This is a genomic window from Mesorhizobium sophorae (genome assembly GCF_002270415.1).
In the GTDB taxonomy this organism is placed as follows: Bacteria; Pseudomonadota; Alphaproteobacteria; order Rhizobiales; family Rhizobiaceae; genus Mesorhizobium; species Mesorhizobium sophorae.
Genome location: NZ_NNRI01000021.1, coordinates 488,795 through 507,169 on the forward strand (window position 1 = coordinate 488,795; position 18,375 = coordinate 507,169).

The 18,375-nt window shown below is 58.9% G+C and carries 15 protein-coding genes and 5 pseudogenes; 11 read left to right on the plus strand and 9 right to left on the minus strand.

Translation table 11 applies throughout. From position 1 onward, the window contains the following. Window positions 1-33: 33 nt before the first annotated feature. The 7 genes and pseudogenes from CGZ66_RS30590 to CGZ66_RS30625 all read left to right on the plus strand — a co-directional run. Window positions 34-719 (plus strand): annotated as a pseudogene (locus tag CGZ66_RS30590) (IS1380 family transposase); the annotation flags it as partial. Between the two features lie 154 nt (window positions 720-873). Then, window positions 874-1,980: a fatty acid desaturase gene (locus CGZ66_RS30595; RefSeq protein WP_206073811.1), complete on the plus strand. Its 1,107-nt coding sequence runs from the start codon at window positions 874-876 to the stop codon at window positions 1,978-1,980. 17 nt (window positions 1,981-1,997) lie between these two features. Then, entirely contained in the window at window positions 1,998-2,318 is a 321-nt protein-coding gene (locus tag CGZ66_RS30600) for a MocE family 2Fe-2S type ferredoxin (RefSeq protein WP_095090444.1), read from the plus strand. A 285-nt stretch (window positions 2,319-2,603) separates the two neighbouring features. Then, window positions 2,604-2,867, plus strand: coding sequence for a Rieske 2Fe-2S domain-containing protein (locus CGZ66_RS41875; RefSeq protein ID WP_425352329.1), 264 nt, complete (start codon window positions 2,604-2,606; stop codon window positions 2,865-2,867). A gap of 195 nt (window positions 2,868-3,062) precedes the next feature. After that, window positions 3,063-3,731: pseudogene (locus CGZ66_RS30615) on the plus strand (IS1380 family transposase); the annotation flags it as partial. Continuing rightward, window positions 3,724-4,899, plus strand: coding sequence for an NAD(P)/FAD-dependent oxidoreductase (locus CGZ66_RS30620; protein WP_095090447.1), 1,176 nt, complete (start codon window positions 3,724-3,726; stop codon window positions 4,897-4,899). The pseudogene CGZ66_RS30615 and the gene CGZ66_RS30620, both read left to right, overlap by 8 nt. Window positions 4,900-5,123: 224 nt before the next feature. After that, window positions 5,124-5,945: a helix-turn-helix transcriptional regulator gene (locus CGZ66_RS30625; protein WP_095090448.1), complete on the plus strand. Its 822-nt coding sequence runs from the start codon at window positions 5,124-5,126 to the stop codon at window positions 5,943-5,945. Window positions 5,946-6,015: 70 nt separating this feature from the next. Here the strand turns inward: CGZ66_RS30625 and CGZ66_RS41880 are convergent, their stop codons facing one another. From CGZ66_RS41880 to CGZ66_RS30675, 9 genes are all read right to left on the minus strand, one after another. Then, a complete protein-coding gene (locus tag CGZ66_RS41880; RefSeq protein ID WP_425352330.1) occupies window positions 6,016-6,429 on the minus strand; it encodes a hypothetical protein in 414 nt (137 codons plus the stop codon). Between the two features lie 318 nt (window positions 6,430-6,747). Further along, window positions 6,748-7,809 carry an ABC transporter ATP-binding protein gene (locus CGZ66_RS30640; RefSeq protein ID WP_095090450.1) on the minus strand — a complete coding sequence of 354 codons (1,062 nt, stop codon included), beginning with the start codon at window positions 7,807-7,809 and terminating at the stop codon, window positions 6,748-6,750. Beyond that, complete coding sequence (locus tag CGZ66_RS30645) at window positions 7,806-8,795, minus strand: ABC transporter ATP-binding protein (RefSeq protein ID WP_245331305.1); 990 nt, start codon at window positions 8,793-8,795, stop codon at window positions 7,806-7,808. The genes CGZ66_RS30640 and CGZ66_RS30645 overlap by 4 nt, the downstream gene beginning before the upstream one ends. A gap of 23 nt (window positions 8,796-8,818) precedes the next feature. Continuing rightward, window positions 8,819-9,712 carry an ABC transporter permease gene (locus CGZ66_RS30650; protein WP_095090452.1) on the minus strand — a complete coding sequence of 298 codons (894 nt, stop codon included), beginning with the start codon at window positions 9,710-9,712 and terminating at the stop codon, window positions 8,819-8,821. Window positions 9,713-9,714: 2 nt separating this feature from the next. After that, window positions 9,715-10,653: an ABC transporter permease gene (locus CGZ66_RS30655; RefSeq protein WP_095090453.1), complete on the minus strand. Its 939-nt coding sequence runs from the start codon at window positions 10,651-10,653 to the stop codon at window positions 9,715-9,717. A gap of 21 nt (window positions 10,654-10,674) precedes the next feature. Next, complete coding sequence (locus CGZ66_RS30660) at window positions 10,675-12,258, minus strand: ABC transporter substrate-binding protein (RefSeq protein ID WP_095090454.1); 1,584 nt, start codon at window positions 12,256-12,258, stop codon at window positions 10,675-10,677. A 233-nt stretch (window positions 12,259-12,491) separates the two neighbouring features. After that, the gene (locus CGZ66_RS30665; protein ID WP_095090455.1) at window positions 12,492-13,643 is read right to left on the minus strand and encodes a serine hydrolase domain-containing protein; all 1,152 of its coding nucleotides are present in this window, start codon (window positions 13,641-13,643) and stop codon (window positions 12,492-12,494) included. A 195-nt stretch (window positions 13,644-13,838) separates the two neighbouring features. Then, window positions 13,839-15,011, minus strand: coding sequence for a M24 family metallopeptidase (locus CGZ66_RS30670; protein WP_167392310.1), 1,173 nt, complete (start codon window positions 15,009-15,011; stop codon window positions 13,839-13,841). Window positions 15,012-15,470: 459 nt separating this feature from the next. Beyond that, a complete protein-coding gene (locus CGZ66_RS30675) occupies window positions 15,471-16,022 on the minus strand; it encodes an NAD(P)/FAD-dependent oxidoreductase (RefSeq protein WP_095090457.1) in 552 nt (183 codons plus the stop codon). 70 nt (window positions 16,023-16,092) lie between these two features. On the opposite strand from CGZ66_RS30675, the pseudogene CGZ66_RS30680 reads away from it, so the two are divergent. From CGZ66_RS30680 to CGZ66_RS40430, 4 genes and pseudogenes are all read left to right on the plus strand, one after another. Then, window positions 16,093-17,532 (plus strand): annotated as a pseudogene (locus tag CGZ66_RS30680) (ISKra4 family transposase). A gap of 23 nt (window positions 17,533-17,555) precedes the next feature. Continuing rightward, window positions 17,556-17,854, plus strand: a pseudogene (locus CGZ66_RS30685) (ATP-binding protein); the annotation flags it as partial. Between the two features lie 22 nt (window positions 17,855-17,876). Then, window positions 17,877-18,050 (plus strand): annotated as a pseudogene (locus tag CGZ66_RS41885) (DUF5372 family protein); the annotation flags it as partial. A 109-nt stretch (window positions 18,051-18,159) separates the two neighbouring features. Beyond that, window positions 18,160-18,369, plus strand: a complete 210-nt coding sequence (locus CGZ66_RS40430) for a hypothetical protein (protein WP_095083306.1) — start codon at window positions 18,160-18,162, stop codon at window positions 18,367-18,369. Window positions 18,370-18,375 lie beyond the last annotated feature (6 nt).

Consider the following 18,375-nt stretch of genomic DNA (forward strand, 5'->3'; position numbering starts at 1 on the left):
TTGATGCTGCGGTAGCGGGCCGTTCCACCTCATCATTACGACGAATATGGCTTCCAGCCGATCGTGGTGTTCGATGGCGATGGCCGCTTCGGCGGTGCGGTGCTGCGGCCGACCAGGCGGCCGAGCGGGGCAGAAATCCGCCCCCACCTGCGCCGCCTGGTGCGGGCGATCCGCAGCAACTAGCCGAACACCTCGATCCTGATCCGGGCCGACGGCCATTATTGTAGTCCGCAGGTCATCGACTGGTGCCGCGCCAATGATGTCGACTTCATCTTCGGTCTGGCGCCCACCACCACATTGCGCGAGCATGTCGCGGACCTGGAGAGCAGCACAATGACGCGTTTTGAAGTGTCATCGAAGACGAACAAGGTCCGCCGCTTCAAGGAGTTTTTGGAAGGCGCAGCCAGTTGGAGCCGCGTCGAGCGCATTATCGCCCGCGTCGAGGTCGGCGCCCAAGGTGCCGACACCCGCTTCATCGTCACCAACCTTGCCGGTAGCTAGGCCAAGGCTCTCATCTCTACTGCCGGCGCGGAGCGGCCGAGAACCACATCAAGTCGTGGAAGACGCATCTCGCCGCCGACCGCACCTCCTGCACAAGAGCGACGGCCAACCAGTGCCGGCTATTCCTGCATGCCGGTGCTTACTGGCTGATGTGGGGCTTGCGGGCCACGATGCCGAAACGGTCCTCCTTTGCAGTCGCCCAATTCGACACGCTGCGATAGCGCCTCATCAAAATCGCCGCGCGGGTGGTAATCTGCCATGCCGGCTTCTCTCCGAGAAGAAAGTGTCTGATCCTATTCAATAACATCCGGGAAGCCGGCCCTCTTACTTTCTTGTAAGCTTATTCCAAGCCATTAAGTGGGAGAGATCGTGGTGAGCGCAGCCGAAAAACGAGATTACAGTATTCTTGGACCGGAACAGGAAAAAGCGGTCACGCAGGGACTCGTATCGGCGGTATGGTATCAGTGTCCCGTCCCGCGCAAACGTCTGAAGGAACTCACCAAGCGCAGGAACTTGCCCGCTTTTCGCGATACTGTCTTATGGTTAGCGCTTCTCGGTGCGTCAGGATATGTCGCCTGGTTGTCTTGGGGAACATGGTGGTCGATTTTAGCCTTCGCCGTCTACGGGACGCTTTACGCAGTGCCAGCCGGCTCTAAATGGCACGAGTTTGGTCACGGGACGCCTTTTCGGACGGCTTGGCTGAACGAAGCCATGGCCCAATTTTGTGCCTTTCTTAGTCTCTCTCCAGCGTCGACTTACCGCTGGACGCACGTACGGCATCATACGGATACGATAATCGTGGGTAGCGATCCGGAAATTGTCGCGCCCCGTCCGCCCCATTGGGGGCGCCTATTAGCGCGGTATCTCCACCCTACTGTTACTGTTAGAGGATTGTTGTCATATGCGGCCGGCCGAATGAGCGAGGAACTAAAGGCGCTCATCCCTGCGGCCGCGCAGAAAAAGCTGTTTTGGGAAGCGCGGATTACCATAGCGATATACTTGAGCTTGATCGCCATCTGTTTCTATTTGGGCACGATAGCGCCTTTGATGTTCATCGGGTTGCCCGCGTTTTACGGAGTGTGGTTGAATTACCCCTTGGGCTGGACGCAACATCTTGGGCTGTATGAGGATACTCTGGACCATCGCCTTTGTACGCGCACCTTCAAGACGAATGCAATCATTCGGTTCCTATATACGAACATGAATTATCACGTGGAGCATCATATGTTCCCGATGGTTCCCTACTATAATTTGCCGGCTCTTCACGAAGAGATCAAAGAGGATTGCCCTGAGCCTGCGCCGAGTTTTCGGGCTGCCGTCCGCGAAACGATCGATGCCCTTAGGAAACAACGGCACGATCCGAACTACGTCGTTCCCCGTGTTCGCTCTTTCGCTGAACGAGTTGGACGAGCAGTTATGATCGACTCGATAGGATTGAAACAGCAGGTTGACGGAGGTCGACCTACGACAGCGGTGTGAAATGAGGAAGACATCCAGTGGACAGTAACCGGTGGATTGAAGCTGGCAATGCCGAAGAGATGGATTTGGAGGACGTCGCTCGTTTTGACTATGATGGCCGAACCTTCGCCGTGTATCGGACGGCGAAAAATGAATACTACGCGTCGGATGGATATTGTACTCATGAAAGAACTCATCTGGCCGACGGTCTGGTGATGGGGAACCTCATTGAGTGCCCGAAGCATAACGGCCGTTTCGACGTGACCACTGGAGAGGCAAAGCGGGCACCTGCCTGCGTGAAGCTAAAGACGTATTCCGTAAAAGTCGCGATGGGCAAACTATTTATCAAAATTGACTGATTTTGTGGCTGTATTAGGGGAGGAGCCGGAGATTGAGGAAGTCCGAGTATGAGCTTTTGTACATCACCAAGGCGGCGGCGATCGCCGAAGGACCGATTATTCCAGGAACCTCCGCTGTGTCGATGGCCTCCAGCCTGCGGACCAACAACGGGGCTCGCCACGCGCACCAAACCATCCCGGCACCTGCTCTGCGCGGGCGCAGGTCGTGCCGCCCTCGATGAAACCGATGAACCCGGAGAATGACCATGACTGACTCGGTCAAAACCAGCCGCTTCGATGACATTGATGCCGAGGACGATCACGGGTGGGGAGCCTCTGCGGTGGTCCACGCACCCCGCCCCAATCTATGTCATTGACGGGCTCTGTACCGATGATCGTATGCAGCTGGCCGGTGAGGTGATGGACTGTGTCCTCGCATGCCCGAAGCACAAGGGCCGTTTCGGTTGCCACACCGGAAAGTGCCTGAAGGCGCCGATCTGCGTCGACCTCGCAATTTACGAAGCCAGTGTGGAGGACGGTCGTGTCTTCTTGCGGCCGAGCCGGACCTGAGCCATGGAGATCGGGCGCCCCATCGTCATTGCGGGGGTGGGCGAATGCGGCATGTCGATAGCGGTGGGGCTAGCCCGTCTTATGCACGACGACCCGTCTGAGGGGCTGGCGGATGTAGCTTAAGCGATTGATGTGGCGTAGGATTTTGGTGCTGAAGCCATTCCTGTCGCCCACATCTTGCGAGCCACACCCGCCATGACCGACGATACGTTGCTGCCGTTCTCGTTTCCAGCCGTTGGACGCAAGAAGATCACAGCTGCGTTTGACGGCGGACGCATCACCTCGGATGGCGGCGTGATGCTGCTGGCCGCGGCCGAGCGGCGGCTGCACCTGGCTGACAGGCTTGCCGCTGCGATCCAGGATCCGCGCGATCCAGCGCGCGTGACGCACGCCATGGCTGACATCCTGCGCGCCCGCATCTTCGCCATCGCCTGCGGTTATGAGGACGCCAACGATCTCGATCGGCTGCGCACCGATCCGGCCTTCAAGCTCGCCTGTGGTCAGCTGCCCGACAGCGGGAATGACCTGTGCTCGCAGCCGACGTGTTCGCGGCTGGAGAACCTGCCGGACCTGCGCACTGTCATCCGGCTCGGCCGGGTGCTGGTGGATCTGTGGCTGTCGAGCTATGTCGCGCCGCCCAAAAGCGTGACGCTCGACATCGATGACACGCTCGATGCCGTTCACGGCCATCAGCAGCTGTCGCTCTTCAATGCTCATTACGACGAGCGCTGCTTCTTGCCGATCCACATTTACGACGCCGCGACAGGGCGGCCGGTCGCCATGATCCTGCGTCCGGGAAAGACGCCGACGGGCAAAGAGATCCGCGGTCATCTGCGCCGGCTTATAAGACGGGCTAGTGCGCGGAGGATATGCCGGGCCGATTCACCTAGTCGGCGAGGAGACGGTCCAGCCGTATGAGCGGCCACCGCTTTCAAAGGCCCATCTGGAGCCGGGCGGCGAGGTGGCGCCCGTGCCGATTGATGGGCAAGGCCTGCTCCAAACGTCCGGGATCATCCACTATCCGGGGCTTGAAGGCAGCTGTGATCGACCGGGACGGGACGGGGCAGAGCTTATTCTGTCCAACGGCTTGCGGCTCGCCTATGGCCGACTGGTGCTGGCAACCGGCGCTTCGCCCCGGCGTCTGCCCATGGCGGAAGGCCTCTCGGGCGTTCACTACCTGCGCTCGCTGGCGGATGCGGCAGCGCTTCGCGCGGCTCTTGCTCGCGGCGGCGATATTGCCGTGATCGGTGCGGGATTCATCGGCCTTGAAGTCGCCGCCGCCGCACGGGCGCATGGCTGCTCGGTCACCGTCATCGAGCCCCGGGATCGCATTCTCGCACGCGGCGCCGATCCATATATTTCCGGGGCCGTTGCCCGCCTGCATCGCGCGAGGGGCGTGACCATACTTGTCTCAACGGGCCTTTCGGCACTCCGCAACGAGGGCGCTCTGGTGGTGCTCTCGCTGTCGGACGGACGGGAGATGCGGGTGGATGCGGTCATTGTCGGTATTGGCGCCGTGCCCAACACCGCGCCTGCCGCAGCTGCGGGCCTTGCGATCGACGATGGCATCGCCGTGGATAAAGCACTTTCCACATCCGATCCGCAGATCCTTGCCGCCGGCGATTGCTGCTCCTTTCCGCTCGCCGTCTATGGCAACCGGCGGGTGCGGCTGGAATCTTGGCGAAATGCCCGTGACCAGGCGGTGCAGGCGGTGGCAATCCTCTCTTGTGCCAGCCCAGCGCCCCCGCCCGTGCCGTGGTTCTGGTCTGATCAGTACGATCATACCCTGCAGGTTGCGGGACTGGTCGATGAAGGCAAGACCCACGTGTGCCGCGATCTTGGGAAGGGCGCCTTCATCAATTTTCACCTGTCGGCAGGAGGCGTTCTCGTTGCCGCCTGCGGCTTTGGTCCCGGCCAATACGTAGCCCGCGACATCCGTCTTGCCGAAATGCTGATCGCGCGCCGTGCTACGCCCGAGCCGGATGCGCTGGCCTCTGCAGGCGTCAAGCTCAAGTCCATGCTCGTAACTTGAGAACCACTTTGAGGGTTGACCATGCCGAGAAAGAGACCGACCATTGCCGATTTGAAGCGATGAAGGGTGCTCCACATATGATAGCCGCCTTCAATATGATTATCATTCGTGTCTGATCTCATTCGCGCCTTCTATGAACCGTGGTTGTGCGAGTGTCGAGCGAACATCGGAACCGTTCGTAGACTAAGACTAGTGCTTATTCGTAATTCGGACAGACCTACTCCATGTTGGTAAGTTGGACCTTTCCCCCGAACAAGCAAGCAGCCAATGCGGCGCCGGCGCCGGCGTCTTGCATTCCGGAGCTGTATCAGTTCGGTTTTCACGAAGATTCGAAAGCTGTTCCGCTCTCTTTGCACTTGCACGACCGGGCCTATGAATTCGTCTACGTGGAACGTGGTAGCGTTACGTGGGAAATCGCCGGCGTGTCTTATCCGACCAACGCCGGACAATGGTTTCTAACCTATCCGGGCGAGGCCCATACAGCGCGGTTCAACCACATGGAGCCGAGCCGGCTTTGGTGGCTGATTATCAAGGACCCCGAACACAACACGTCGTGGTTGGGGCTGACGCGGTCCGAACGCAATTTGGTGGTCGCATTCGTTAAGCAACTCCCTCGAGTGTTTCGCTCGGTCAACCGCGCCCGTGAGCAGCTAAGCCGGCTGCGAGCGACGCTCGCAACCGCCAATGCATCGACCGCGCTCTTCGCGAGACATCAACTTCTTGACGTCCTGCTCGCTATGTTCCAGCCCATGCCGATCAGTACGATCGACCCCTACCTGAAGGGGGCCGTAGCTTTTTCCATTCAGAAGATCATGGAAAGCCCGGACAAACGGCCGACCGTGGGGGAGATGGCAGAAGCCGTTCAGTTGAGTGAATCCCATTATTTCAAAGTGTTTCGTGAAGTTTACGGGCAATCGCCAATTGCGTATCTGAATCGCGTTCGAATGGAACGGGCTTGTGATTTGCTTTTGATGAATATGTCCATAACTGACGTGGCGTTCGAACTCGGGTACAAGACGAGCCAGCATTTCACGACCCTGTTCTAAAAGCAATTTGGCAGCTCTCCGAGCCGATGGAAGAGCAAGCTTCAATCCCTTAAAAGGAATCGCCCTGAATTCAACTGATCTCTGGGTGCCGAGAAGACCGCATGCCTCTGAAAATGCCAATCCTCCTTAAGACCTGCGAGGTCGGAACCTCGCGGCCCAAGGCCGAATGGACCACTGGACAGATCGATTTACCGCGGTTTTTGAACGGCAAGGCGGACAAACGGGTGCGGTTGGCCGAATCTGACACTATGACAAGGTTTTCGTCCCTTGCCTGGGTGGATGGCTGATTGATTTCGGCGTTGCGTCGGCGGTTTTCGCCGCACTCGCCGTTATGCGGACGCAGTTCGCCCCTCGTGCCTGACGAAGCGGGTGAGATTGTAGGCAAGGTGGCCATGCCGATCTTCGTCCTGGCGCAGGCGATGCCGATGGTGCCCACGAACAGGCCCATCCTGGATTTCTGCTGCGCGAAGACGTGTTCGACCAATGCGCGGGTTTTCGATATCCGCCCATTGGCCCGCGACGCTTCATTCCGCGGCCTTCAGCGTACGCAACCACTGTTGCACGGTCTTCGGCCGCCGCCGCACCGCTTAACGCGGCGACCAAATCGCCCTCTGCATGTTCCAATGTCAAGGCGCAAGAACTCCATGTTCATCGGCCTATTGCAAGGTGCCTTGGTGCATCGCTTACCCTGGAAATTGCTGATCCGGGCATCGACGGGCTGCCGGCTGTTTCAGTCAGCGGCGAGATAAGGCCGCGGCCCGCGAGAAACACGACAGCGGAGAGGGTCAGTCCAATTAGAGCTTTACTCGGGGCCGTCGCCCGACACTGCGTTAATCGAGTCGGGAATCCGCGGCCGCGGCTCTAACGCTACCTTGGTTTCGCAGGTGAGCGGGAAATGACATTTGAACCGATGCTCCACGTCGTCCGGGTTGGCTGCAGGTTCAGGGAAAATCCGGCTGCAGATTTCCTGCGCGTACCGGCATCGCGTGTGGAACTCGCAGCCGGACGGCCGTCTCAGCATGCTCGGCACCTCGCCTTTGATCTCGATGCGGTTGAGAACGGCATCCGGATCGGGCACTGGGTTGGCCGAAAGCAAAGCTTGCGTATAAGGGTGACGCGGATAATCGAAAATGCCTTCGGTCGAGCCAATCTCGACAATGCGGCCGAGATACATGATCGCCATACGATCGGCCATGTGGCGCACAACATTGAGGTTGTGGGTGATGATGAGGATCGCGATCCCGAGTTCATCCTGGAGGCGAGCAAGCAGATTGAGCACCTCGCCCTGGACCGATACGTCGAGGCCTGCTGTGGGCTCGTCGGCGATGATCAGGTCTGGGTTGAGTGCAAGGGCACGAGCGACGCCGACGCGCCGGGCCTGTCCGCCAGAGAGCTGGTGGGGATAGCGGCGCCCAAAGTCACCCGGCAAGCCGACCATGCGCAACAGGCGCTCCGCTTCGGCACCGCGATCGCGAGTGCTCACGCCATGGATACGGGATGGCTCGGTGAGGAGCGACTGCACGGTCAGCCGCGGCGAGAGGGAGCCCACGGGGTCCTGGAACATCATCGTCATGCGGCGCAGGTAAGACTTTCGTTCGGCCGCCTTGAGGCCGATCAGTTCCTCCCCGTCGAAACGAATGCTGCCGCTAACAGCCGGCTGGAGGCCGATGATCGTGCGCGCGATGGTGGATTTGCCAGATCCGCTTTCGCCGACGAGGGCAAGCGTCTCGCCCTTGCGGATTTCGAAGGAGACGCCGCACACAGCGTCAATGAAAGGATCTGCCGTGCCCGTGGTGAGCGCCTTCAGTGACCCCATGGTGCGGAAGCGTACGCGCAGGTCCTGGACGCTCAGCAGCGCACTCATGCCGCAACCATCCCAGCTCGATCAAGCAGATGGCATCGCGCGACCTGATCCGCAGCGACACGGTATTCGCCAGGCGTCTCATGCACGCAACGATCGAAGGCGTGAGGACATCGCGGGCGGAAGATACATCCCTTTTTGGTCCCGAGCAGGCTGGGGACCTCTCCCGGAATGGTCGGCAAATTGCGCGTCCGTTGTTTGATCCGTCCTGGGTCGCACTCAAGCAGTGCCCGAGTGTAGGGATGGCCCGGTCTGTGAAAGATGTCCCTCGCCCCCCCCTGCTCCACCACTTCGCCCGCATACATGACGGCAACTCGGTCGCACAATTCAGCGACGACGCCGAGATGATGGGAGACAAACAGGATGGAGCAACCGATCTCCCTTTGCAGATCCTTGAGAAGGTGGATGATTTGAACTTCCAATGTAGCATCAAGTGCCGTGGTAGGTTCGTCGGCGATAAGGAGCGCCGGTCTCACCAGAAGTGCCATGGCAATGCAGATGCGCTGGCGCATGCCGCCAGAGAACTGATGCGGATAATTCCCGATGCGGCTTTGCGGATCGGGAATCCCGACGCGCTTGAGCATGTCGACCGCATGAGAACGTTTGGCACTGCGGCTACTATATTCGTGGTGTTGGATATCGATCATCTGGCTTTCGATTGTCCGCACCGGATTGAGCGCGGTCATTGGGTCCTGGAAGATCATGGAGAGGCGATCTCCCATCAGACTACGCCGTGCTTGGGCAGTCAGTGTGAGCAGGTTGCGTCGCTCAAAGACAATACTGCCGGCTGTAACCTGAGCGTTTTCTGGAAGCAGCCCCATCACCGTATAGGCCAGTGTGGATTTGCCGGATCCGCTCTCGCCGACGATGCCCACTACCTGTCCGGGTGGCACGTCAAGCGAGACGTTGCGCAGGGCGCGAACACGTCCGCGTGGCGATCCGAAGTCGAGGCTGAGGTTCCGAACCTCGAGAAGCGGATGGGCGGACATTGGAAGTGTCGGATCCTCTCGTCTCATAGGTCTTTCCGCAGCTTGGGATCGAATATGTCGCGCAATGCTTCGCCAAGGAATGTGAAGCCCAGCGTGGCGACGACGATTGGAATACCGCCGGCAATGACGAGCCAAGGCGTCTGATTGATATAGCTGTAGCCATCGTTCAAGATCGCTCCCCAGTCGGGCGTCGGAGGGCGCACACCCATGCCGAGAAAGCCCAGCCCAGCTTCAACGGCAATCACCGCCGGCACGTCCATGCTCACAAGGATGAGAAGCGGACCAACCACGTTTGGCAGCATGTGGACGGCAAGAATACGCATCGTGCTGGCGCCCATGCTTCGCTCTGCGTCAATGTAATCACTGTTGCGCAACGCTTGCGTTTGGGTGCGCACGACACGCGCATAGATGGGCATGGATGTTATTGCGATGACCAGGATCACGCTGGACATACTAGGCCCCAAAAGGGCGATAATGGCCAAAGCAAATATGATGCCGGGGAACGAGCGGATCGTGTCGAAAAATAACAGCAAAAGACTGTCGAGCCAGCCCGGCCCGAACCCTGCTATCAGCCCAAGCACGAGGCCAACGACAAGGGCACTGCCGAGCGATGCAAAGGCGACGAGAAGCGGGATGCGGCCGCCCATGATGGTGCGCGAAAAGGTATCGCGGCCGAGTTGATCCGTGCCAAGAAGAAAATCTGCTGAAGGGCCTGCCAAACGAGGCCCGACCATGATGCGGATGGGGTCATGTGTGATGAAGAGCGGACCAAAGATTGCGCTCGCCACCACGACCAACACAAGCACCGCGCCAAGCATGCCCAGACGGTTCTTAAGCAATTGCCGCAGGAAAGCTCCAAGGGCACCAGGATTGTGCCTTGCGGTAGCTTCTGTACCAATCGTGTCAATGCTCGTCATGGTCAGAGCTTTTCCCGAGCCCGCGGATCAAGGCTTGCATTGACCAGATCGGAGACCGTTGTTGAAATGACGATAAGGAAGGTGGTGACCACGACGACCCCCATTACGATTGGGTAGTTGCGCGCATTTACCGCCTGCACGATCAGCGCGCCGATCCCCGGTCTTGCGAACACCACCTCGACAAACACCGCGGCCGACAGCAGCCATGCGACCCCTACGCCCAGGACGGTTATCGTCGGCAAGATCGCAAGCGGCAGAGCATAGCGGTAAACGATGCGCCATTCCGAAATCCCGAACGAGCGAGCCATGCGGATATGGTTCTCACCCAGCGTCTCGAGCATGGACGCGCGCACCAGTCGAGAGATGTAGCCTACCCACCCAATCCCCATAGCGAAGCTAGGCAGGACCAGGTGGACGAGTCCATCCACGAAGCCCTCGCCCGGCCCAATCGCCGGGAGCCAGCGGAGGGCAACGGCGAAGATCAGCAGCGCGTAGACGGCCATGACAAAGGAAGGAATGGCGATGGTGGCAACCGCGACGACCCCAACCGACTCATCGAGCAAGGAATTGCGCCGCATCGCAGAGTAGCACCCTAGCGGCACGGCGATAGCAGCGGCCCAGAAGATGGAGACCAGGATTAGCTCAATCGTGTAGGGCAATTGCGCAAACACGATGTCGGCAACCGGTCTCTGGCTGAACACGTCATAGCCGAGATCGCCGCGCAGCAGTCCGCGGAAGAAGGTGACGATCTGCACGACTAACGGCCTGTCGAGGCCCATCTGCTGATGCAGATGCGCCTTCATTTCGGGCGTGGCGCGCGGGCCGAGCAGAATAGCCGCTGGATCCCCCGGCACTGCATGAATCATCAGGAACAGAAGTGTCACCGCGGTCACGATGATCGTGACCGCGAGGACCAACCTCTTGCAAAGATAAAACAGCATAACTCGGCCCTTCGCCGCCGCTTAAGCCGGTGTGAAGTCGAGATACAAAGGGACGCCGTCCGGACGGGTCGCAGCTTTTATCTTAGTCGTGCGATACACGATAGGAGTAGCACCATTTGTGAGGAAACGGTAGGCGCCCGACTCCTCCAAGAGGTCCTGCATCTCGTAATAGAGCTTTGCGCGTTCGTTCGGATCCTCGATCGCGACTGCCTTGGCGCTGAGCTCGTCAAAGCGGTCACTACCGAAACGCTCCCAATTCCAAATGCCCACTTGGGCTTTCACGAAGTTGCCCATGTAGTAGTCAGGATCAGGCAGACTGTTGTCGTTTCTGATAAAGAGCTGCATGCCCTTCCAGCGATCGCCTTCCGATTCTTGACCGATTGTCCCAAAGGAACCGGGATCCTGGGCATTGACTTGCACAGCAATACCGATCTGCGACAACTGCGCCTGGATTGTCTGAGCAATTATCCCAGGAATGCCACTGTTGTCGCAATCAAGGGTTAGCTGCAGGTCGCTGACACCGGCCTTGTCCAGAAACTCCTTGGCTTTGGCGAGGTCGCCTTCCGGTGGAACGAGCGCCTTTTCGCGGTGGCCGACAATACCTGGCGCAATTGACCCGGTTGCGACGTTGGCCTGCCCACCATAGGCCGTGCCAACGACCTGCGGCACATTGATGGCCCATTGAATGGCCTTGCGGACATTGATGTCCTTGAGCGCCGGGTTATCCATATTCATGCCAAGCCAGATGGTACGGAGCGAGGGATGCTCCTCAACTTTTGTATCGGGCGGCGGATTGCTTTTGAAGGTCGTCAGTGAATCGAGACTGATCGTTGCGAAATCGACATCGCCGGCCTGATAGGCTCGCTCCGCCGTCTTGATGTCGGTGATCGGTACGATGCGGATCTCGTCAAATCCAGGCTTCGGGCCAGACCACTCCGGATTGCGGGTCAACAGCGTGTATTGATTTTGCTTCCACTCCGCGAGCACATAAGGCCCCGAGAACGCCGGCGGTTTCATGCCGAAATTGCCGCCGTCCTTGGTCGCCTTTATCACCGCTTGCTCGGAAACGATATGACCACTGGCATAAGGGAAGGTGATGGTCCAGACCGGCACGTACGGCGTCTTGAACACGATAACGCCAGTATGTTCGTCCTCGATCTCGACATGATCGAATGAGCCTAGTTCCCCCATGCTCCCCGACTTGTGGTTGATGATGCGTTCCAATGAGAACTTGACGTCCTTGGCAGTCACCTCGCCATAGCCGCCGGTGAATTTGATGCCTTTCTTCAGGCGGAAGCGAATATGGGTGGGATCCACCTGCTCGACTTTTTCCGCCGCCTCCAGATCCCAGCCCCATTCAGAGCCTGGCTTGAAATGCGTCAGCTTTGAATAGAGGCAGTTCATCACGTTAACTTCGTAACTCGAAGTGTAAAAGCCAGGGTCCAAACTCACAAGCTCAAACTGAAGAGCGACCTTGAGCACTTTACCTTCGGCCGCCCATATGACCTGCGAGAGGGGCATGCCGCTAGCGATGACACCACCGCCCAATGCGGCTCCTCCCTTTAGAAGAGTGCGGCGGTCAATATTCTTGACAATTCCGTCCATGGTTTTCCTCCATTCCCTTAGTCGACTAGTTGCTGCATCGTTTAGCTGATAGATAGTTTGAGTTCTTTTCTCCCGTTATTGTAGTTGCTTCCGATGACAGATCACCTGGGGTAGGCCGGCGTGCCGATAGCAATAATGCCAACGCCCAAGGCGGATCCTTCCATGACAAGAAAATGCGGTGGTCGGTGGTTCTCTTGACACTGGCTTTCACGGCCTGCTCTGGTGTGCCCCACCTAAGTTCCCATGAGGGCGGATCGGGGGTCGTTTGACTCAGCCTCTGCGACTTCGGCCATCATCTTGATTAGGGGCTGCCAAAAGTCCGGGCTGTCACCGCTCTGGTTTTCAAACACGGACATATAGACCACTGCGATGCCGGTGTCGGGGTTGGCGAGCAGGTACTGTCCCCCATATCCTCCATGGCCGATCCAGGTGCCGTTGGTCGTCGTCTGCCGGCTGTAATACAGCCCTTCGCGCGGTTTTGGCCAACAGGGCCCGGGATTGCGGCGTGTATCTTCAATGAAGGCGGCATCGGCGACACGGCGCCCGTCAATACCAACTCCTTTACGCGCGAAGATTAGGCCGTAGCGCGCAAGATCACGGGCGGAAAGCGAAGCGAGCCCACCAAGCGACGGTACCCCCTCGCGATCGCAGGCGATATGGAAGGAACCCTCAAGGCCTGCTCCCTCGACGATCTCGATGAGCCAGCTAGCAAGCGACCGCTTACTCACACGTTCGACGATCCAGCCAAGCAGTTCGGGGCTAGCCGAGTTGTAGATCAGGTAGCCCGTCCGATTAACCAAATCGTCGCCGGTGATGCCGCCGACGAATGATCGAATCGTCAACTCGCTCCCGTCACCCGGCGGCGAACGCAAGCCTGCCGCGATCGCTAGGGCAGAATAGTCGTCGCTATCGCTATAGTTGTTGGCGACATTCATGTCGGCCACTGCTCTGATGGTCGCTTCTCCATAGCCGGTCCCGATCTCAGGCAGATAGTCCTTGACCCGTCGGTCCAAATCGAGAAGACCCTCTGCGACGCAGCGACCGAGCATGATATTGGTGAGCGTTTTCGTGATCGACTGGAGGGATTGTGGCCTGTCCGGGCCGAAATCCGAAGCATAGGCCTCGTAGAGGAGTCGATCATCACGTGCGACAACGAAACCTGAGAAATGCGGTACCGAAAGGAACCAGGCAACGTCTGGTCGTTGGCCGATATTCCAATCAATATCTTTCCTGAACGGAAGCACCCGTGATGAACGCAGCGAGGTGACGTACCGAGCGATCTTATGCATGTTCTGAAAGCCCAGCCGGCGGTTATTCGCCAGATTCCAGTGCACGCCAGCGGGCGAGACGACCAGAGCGGGGTTGGGTATCGAAGAAGGTGTCATAGGACATGTATCCTGATGGGTTTTTGATCGTGAATTTGATGATCTGTCTCAGATTGTCATTCGTCTGCTTCAAAGCTCGCTTCCATTTGCCCTGCGAAGCCCAGCCTTTACAGGGTGCTCGTCAGAAGCATTCGCAAGCTACAGAGCCACGGAGGCGGCAGCTCGGCAATTTTGCTGCGCGAGTTTGCCGGCGTTTCACACGGGACGCTCGAAAAGGTCGCGGGGCACTGTACTCAGCAGCTCCCCACCAAGATCGGTTACCCGAACAGTGTCACTCAGCAAGTACGTTTCGCCATGATCGATGAAAGTCGACTCGAAGTGGAAAGTCATATTCGCGAGGATTTCGGTGTCGTTGTTCAGTGCCAAACTAGGGCCATCGATGAAACCGAGACCAACGGAGTATCCGAACCGCCCCTCATCCTTTATGAACCCGTACGGTCGAATTGCCGCTTGGTATGCACGCGCAACGTCCGCGCAGGTTGCGCCCGGTCGCATCGCATCGACTGCGGCGTGGAATCCCGCCATCGCACCCTCATGTCGACGCTTTCGATCGGTTGTTACAGGCCCAACATGGGCGATTCGCGCCAATGGGGCCGGGTACTGCAGCCGGTTTGCGCAACATATCATGTAATACTGTTGCCCGGCCGCAAATACGTCGTCCATCCACGCCTGGTGTGGTGCTTTGGCGACCTCGCCGCCCCGGATATAAGGCGCAAACGGCGGTCCGCCGTGAATGCTTTCAGTCCCGGCGCATAGTGCCGACATGATCGCAGCGGCTGCGTCGCAATGCCTGACGCCCACAGCGATCTTCCCCAGGCCCGCGAGTATCGCCCGGTCTCCGATCGCGGCCGCCTCCCGCATATAAGAAAGTTCGCGCTCGGACTTGATCGCCCTGCACGATCTCACCAGGTCGCTACCGTCCAACGGCTCCTGGCCTCCCAATGCGGCGACAAACTTCGGATAGCTGAATACACCCAGCCCGGATACTTCGACGCCGATACGTGCGGATGCCTTCACCTTGCTCTTGACGAATTGACCGATGAACTCCCACACGCTTTCTTCGCCAGTGCCACCCACGTAGCTCTCGGCATACGCAATAACCCGGTCATTCGAAAGCCAGCATCCGGCTTCCCTCGTAGCGTCAGCATCCATCTTACGCAGGATGAAATACGGGTCGTCATCAAGCGTGACCAGCACAGCGTGGTCACTGGCATCTCGGGCGTCATATCCGAGGAGATAGTACTGATCGGCCTTCGAGAATATCACCAAAGCGTCCATACCAGCTTCGGACATCAAGGCACGCACCTTATCGAGCCGAGCGCAATACTCCGACGTCTCAAACGCCCTCACAAAGCTCCTGTCGTTCATGCAGATCTCCTCGCTAATTTTCGGTAACTCGTCACGAGCTCGAGGCAGATTCAGAACCACCATTTTCGATATCACCCGGTGACGCAGATCACTGTCGACATATTGTCGTGAGTTGTCAATCAATTTGTTGGGGTCAGAACTGGCGAAGTTTGCCTTGCTGCGATCGCATGGATACCGCGGTCGAGAGGCGCATGAATGTCTCGCGGTGAGGGTTTATTGGATGTGCAGTTTCAACCCGAGCGTATTAGCGGAGAGGTTTGTGCGTCAGCGCCTGATGTCGGTGTTCGGCCGGAAATATGGGCTTCTCGGCCATGCTGACGTTGGGCAGGATTGAGTGAACCGGTGGCGACGCCCAGCGGGTTACGGCAATTTGAGTTCAAGCAAAAAATGCGTCTGCGCTCGGCAGCTTGGCGACCGAGCTGATCCTGCGGCAGCCCTAAGCGGGATGCGGATTCATGCTCAGGTTCCAGCTCGGGAAAAGCGGCTGGCTGCCAATGGAGCGAGGTCGATCGGCGCATTCCGGCCAGCAATCAGATCGGCACCCAGACGACCGGTGGTCGGACCGAGCGTCAGTCCAACATGGCTGTGACCAAAGGCATGGATAACGTCGGGGCGATCGGGTGAGGGTCCGATGACTGGTAGACTGTCGGGCGTGGTGGGACGATGCCCCATCCACCGAGTGCCACCCACGGTTTTGAGCCCTGGCAAATAAAGATGGGCTAAGGAGGCCAGTGCATCGCTGCGGGCGTAATTTGCCGGAGCATCGAGGCCGGCGAATTCCGCCGCCCCGCCGCTTCGTAGGCCTACGTCCATCGGGGTGGCCACAAACTTGCGTTCAGCAAAGATTACTTCCCGGCTAAGAGAGACGCCGGAATTCGGAATGGTGATATTGTAGCCCCGCTCGCTTTCCAACAGCACCCGGTCGCCGATCGTCGACGCCAGCCGCGCAGACCAGGCGCCGGCAGCGATGACCAGCCGGTCGAAGGAAATGTTCTTTCCGAGACCGGTAATTTCTCTGGGGTCGAATACGGGTTATTAGGCCCAAGCAGTCCATCACCGTCGCTTCTTCAAGGAGGCAGCGATGGCAGTGGAACGGACGATCACGATTGAGGGCAGGAACGAATTTGGCGACACCTGCCGGAAGGAGATCCGCATCGACAAGAGCAGGAAGCTTGTCCGACGGCGATATCGGCTTCTCGATCGACGATGGAAAGAAAATCATGGCGGCCCTGCAGAGCGCGGTCGTCAGCCACGAGGCGGAGACCTACTCGCTCTTTCGCCGCGTATTCCCGGATTGCCATACGTTCCGGCCGGTCAAGGACTATACGAAACGCCGAATCCGAACTGTCTTCGGCACGGTGGAGGTCCGCAATCCCCGTTGGATGCTCTGCCGGGATTGCCATCCTGGCATGGTCGCTGCCTTCGCACCACTGAACGAGATTTGCCCTGATCGAGCCACGCCTGAACTGATTGAACTGACAGCGCGATTGGGAAGCATCATGCCGTATCGGCAGGCAGCGAAGGTGCTTGGCGAATTTCTGCCGATTGAACCCACCGAGACGTACGTGACCGTGCGCAAGCGGACCATCAGGATCGGTGAACGGCTCGATGAACAGATCGCGAAGGAAGAAAGGCGCGCGCGAGCTCAAAGGCACGATCGAAGCCAGCTTGAAATGCAGCTTCCCGGCGACCGACGCAAAGAGTTCGTCATCAGCATCGATAGGGCACATGTTCGCAGCGCCGATCCCAATTCCGCGCGAAACTTCGAGCTCGTTGTAGCTCGATGCGGCCGCGGCGGTCGGGGTGATGTCGGTGGCCGCTACCTCGTAACCAGCAACACCGACCAGGCTGCAATCGGGGATCGAGCCCTCCACGCACTTCAGCAAGAAGGATATTGCGGCTTTGGCAATGTCACCGTGATCTCGGACGGCGCCGAAATCCTGAAGCGGCTGCCCCGCGCCATGCCGAAGCCGACAGCCCACATCATCGACTGGTTCCACATTGCCATGAAGATCCAGCCCATGCAGCAGATCGCCGATCACATCGTGCGATCCCAGTCCGACCCTTTTGAAGTGCTTCCAACCATCGACAGGGACATCAGAGCCGTGAAGTGGCGTCTCTGGCACGGGCGGGTCGATGGCGCGATCCGCGACCTGGAGCAACTCCTGGCGAGACTGAAAGACTCGCAAAGGGACGGCGAGTTCTCGATTGCACGGCTTTATAGCCTCGCCTCGCAGCTCCTGATCGCGGCGCGATCGTCAACTATGGAAAGCGCTATCGGGCTGGGCTTCGCGTTGCCTCCGCTCTGGCCGAGTCGGCGGTGAATTCACTCGTCGGCAAGCGGATGGTCAAAAAGCAGCAGATGCGCAGGTCCTCCTACGGGGCCCACATGCTCATGCCGGTCCGGACGGCGGAGATCAATGGCGAACTTCGCGATCGGCTGCGGGCACCCTTGCGACAGCCAGAGCCAAACGTGCCCCCATTATTCAAGCCCAAACCACCCCTTCTGCGCGCCGCGTAACCCCAGAGAAATTACCGGTCTCCTCGGCAATCGGCCTCGCCCTTATCGAGAACGGTTGGCGGGTTCTCTTCACTCGCACCACCGATCTCGTCCAGAAGCTTCAGGTCGCGCGCCGCGAACTCGGCCTCGAAGCCGCCCTCAACCGGCTCGATCGCTTCCACCTGCTGATCCTCGACGACCTCGCCTATGTCACCAAGGACCAGGCGAGACGAGCGTGCTGTTCGAACTCATCAGCGCCCGCTACGAGCGGCGCGCGATGCTGATCACCGCCAATCAGCCCTTCGGCGAATGGGGGAAGGTCTTCCCCGAACCCAACATTACAGGGTGCCGCCATTCTGGACGGGGTGGTATCTCATTTAACCGTCACGGATCCGCGCCACGGCCTTGCGGGTCAGCGTCTTCAGCTTTTGTCATCCCATTCGGCCCGAGGTCCAGACTTCGTCGTCGTACGGCTGCCTGACGGGCGCCGGCGTTCTATTCGGCGCTCGGTAACCGACCTCGCAGCGCCGTCTCCGAAAGAACAAGGCGCGTCGAAGTCGTTGGGGCGGATCAACGCCCGGACGTTGCTCACATTGATGCACCATTTGAACAGCACATTCGCCTCTCGTATCGAGGAGGTGATTCGCGATGAACATCCAGTCGAATCTGCACCGCGTAGCGTCCCAGACCTTCACCGAACTTCCGAACCCGGGCATGACAACACTCCCGGGACCTTGGCTCAACTTGCCAGCGGAAACGCAAAAGCAGATCGCACAGAACCTTGCTCCCCTGCTGATGCGGATGCGACCAACGCGCGCGCTGCTCGAGGCGGACGGGCATGTTGAGAGCGTCGAATAGGCCGGA

Excerpts from the sequence above, each read along its gene's own strand:
- CGZ66_RS41875 (WP_425352329.1), top strand. The coding sequence starts at position 2,604 with ATGCCGAGGACGATCACGGGTGGGGAGCCTCTGCGGTGGTCCACGCAC.
- CGZ66_RS30625 (WP_095090448.1), top strand. The coding sequence starts at position 5,124 with ATGTTGGTAAGTTGGACCTTTCCCCCGAACAAGCAAGCAGCCAATGCG.
- CGZ66_RS30640 (WP_095090450.1), bottom strand. The coding sequence starts at position 7,809 with ATGAGTGCGCTGCTGAGCGTCCAGGACCTGCGCGTACGCTTCCGCACC.
- CGZ66_RS30645 (WP_245331305.1), bottom strand. The coding sequence starts at position 8,795 with ATGTCCGCCCATCCGCTTCTCGAGGTTCGGAACCTCAGCCTCGACTTC.
- CGZ66_RS30650 (WP_095090452.1), bottom strand. The coding sequence starts at position 9,712 with ATGACGAGCATTGACACGATTGGTACAGAAGCTACCGCAAGGCACAAT.
- CGZ66_RS30655 (WP_095090453.1), bottom strand. The coding sequence starts at position 10,653 with ATGCTGTTTTATCTTTGCAAGAGGTTGGTCCTCGCGGTCACGATCATC.
- CGZ66_RS30660 (WP_095090454.1), bottom strand. The coding sequence starts at position 12,258 with ATGGACGGAATTGTCAAGAATATTGACCGCCGCACTCTTCTAAAGGGA.
- CGZ66_RS30665 (WP_095090455.1), bottom strand. The coding sequence starts at position 13,643 with ATGACACCTTCTTCGATACCCAACCCCGCTCTGGTCGTCTCGCCCGCT.
- CGZ66_RS30670 (WP_167392310.1), bottom strand. The coding sequence starts at position 15,011 with ATGAACGACAGGAGCTTTGTGAGGGCGTTTGAGACGTCGGAGTATTGC.
- CGZ66_RS40430 (WP_095083306.1), top strand. The coding sequence starts at position 18,160 with ATGAACATCCAGTCGAATCTGCACCGCGTAGCGTCCCAGACCTTCACC.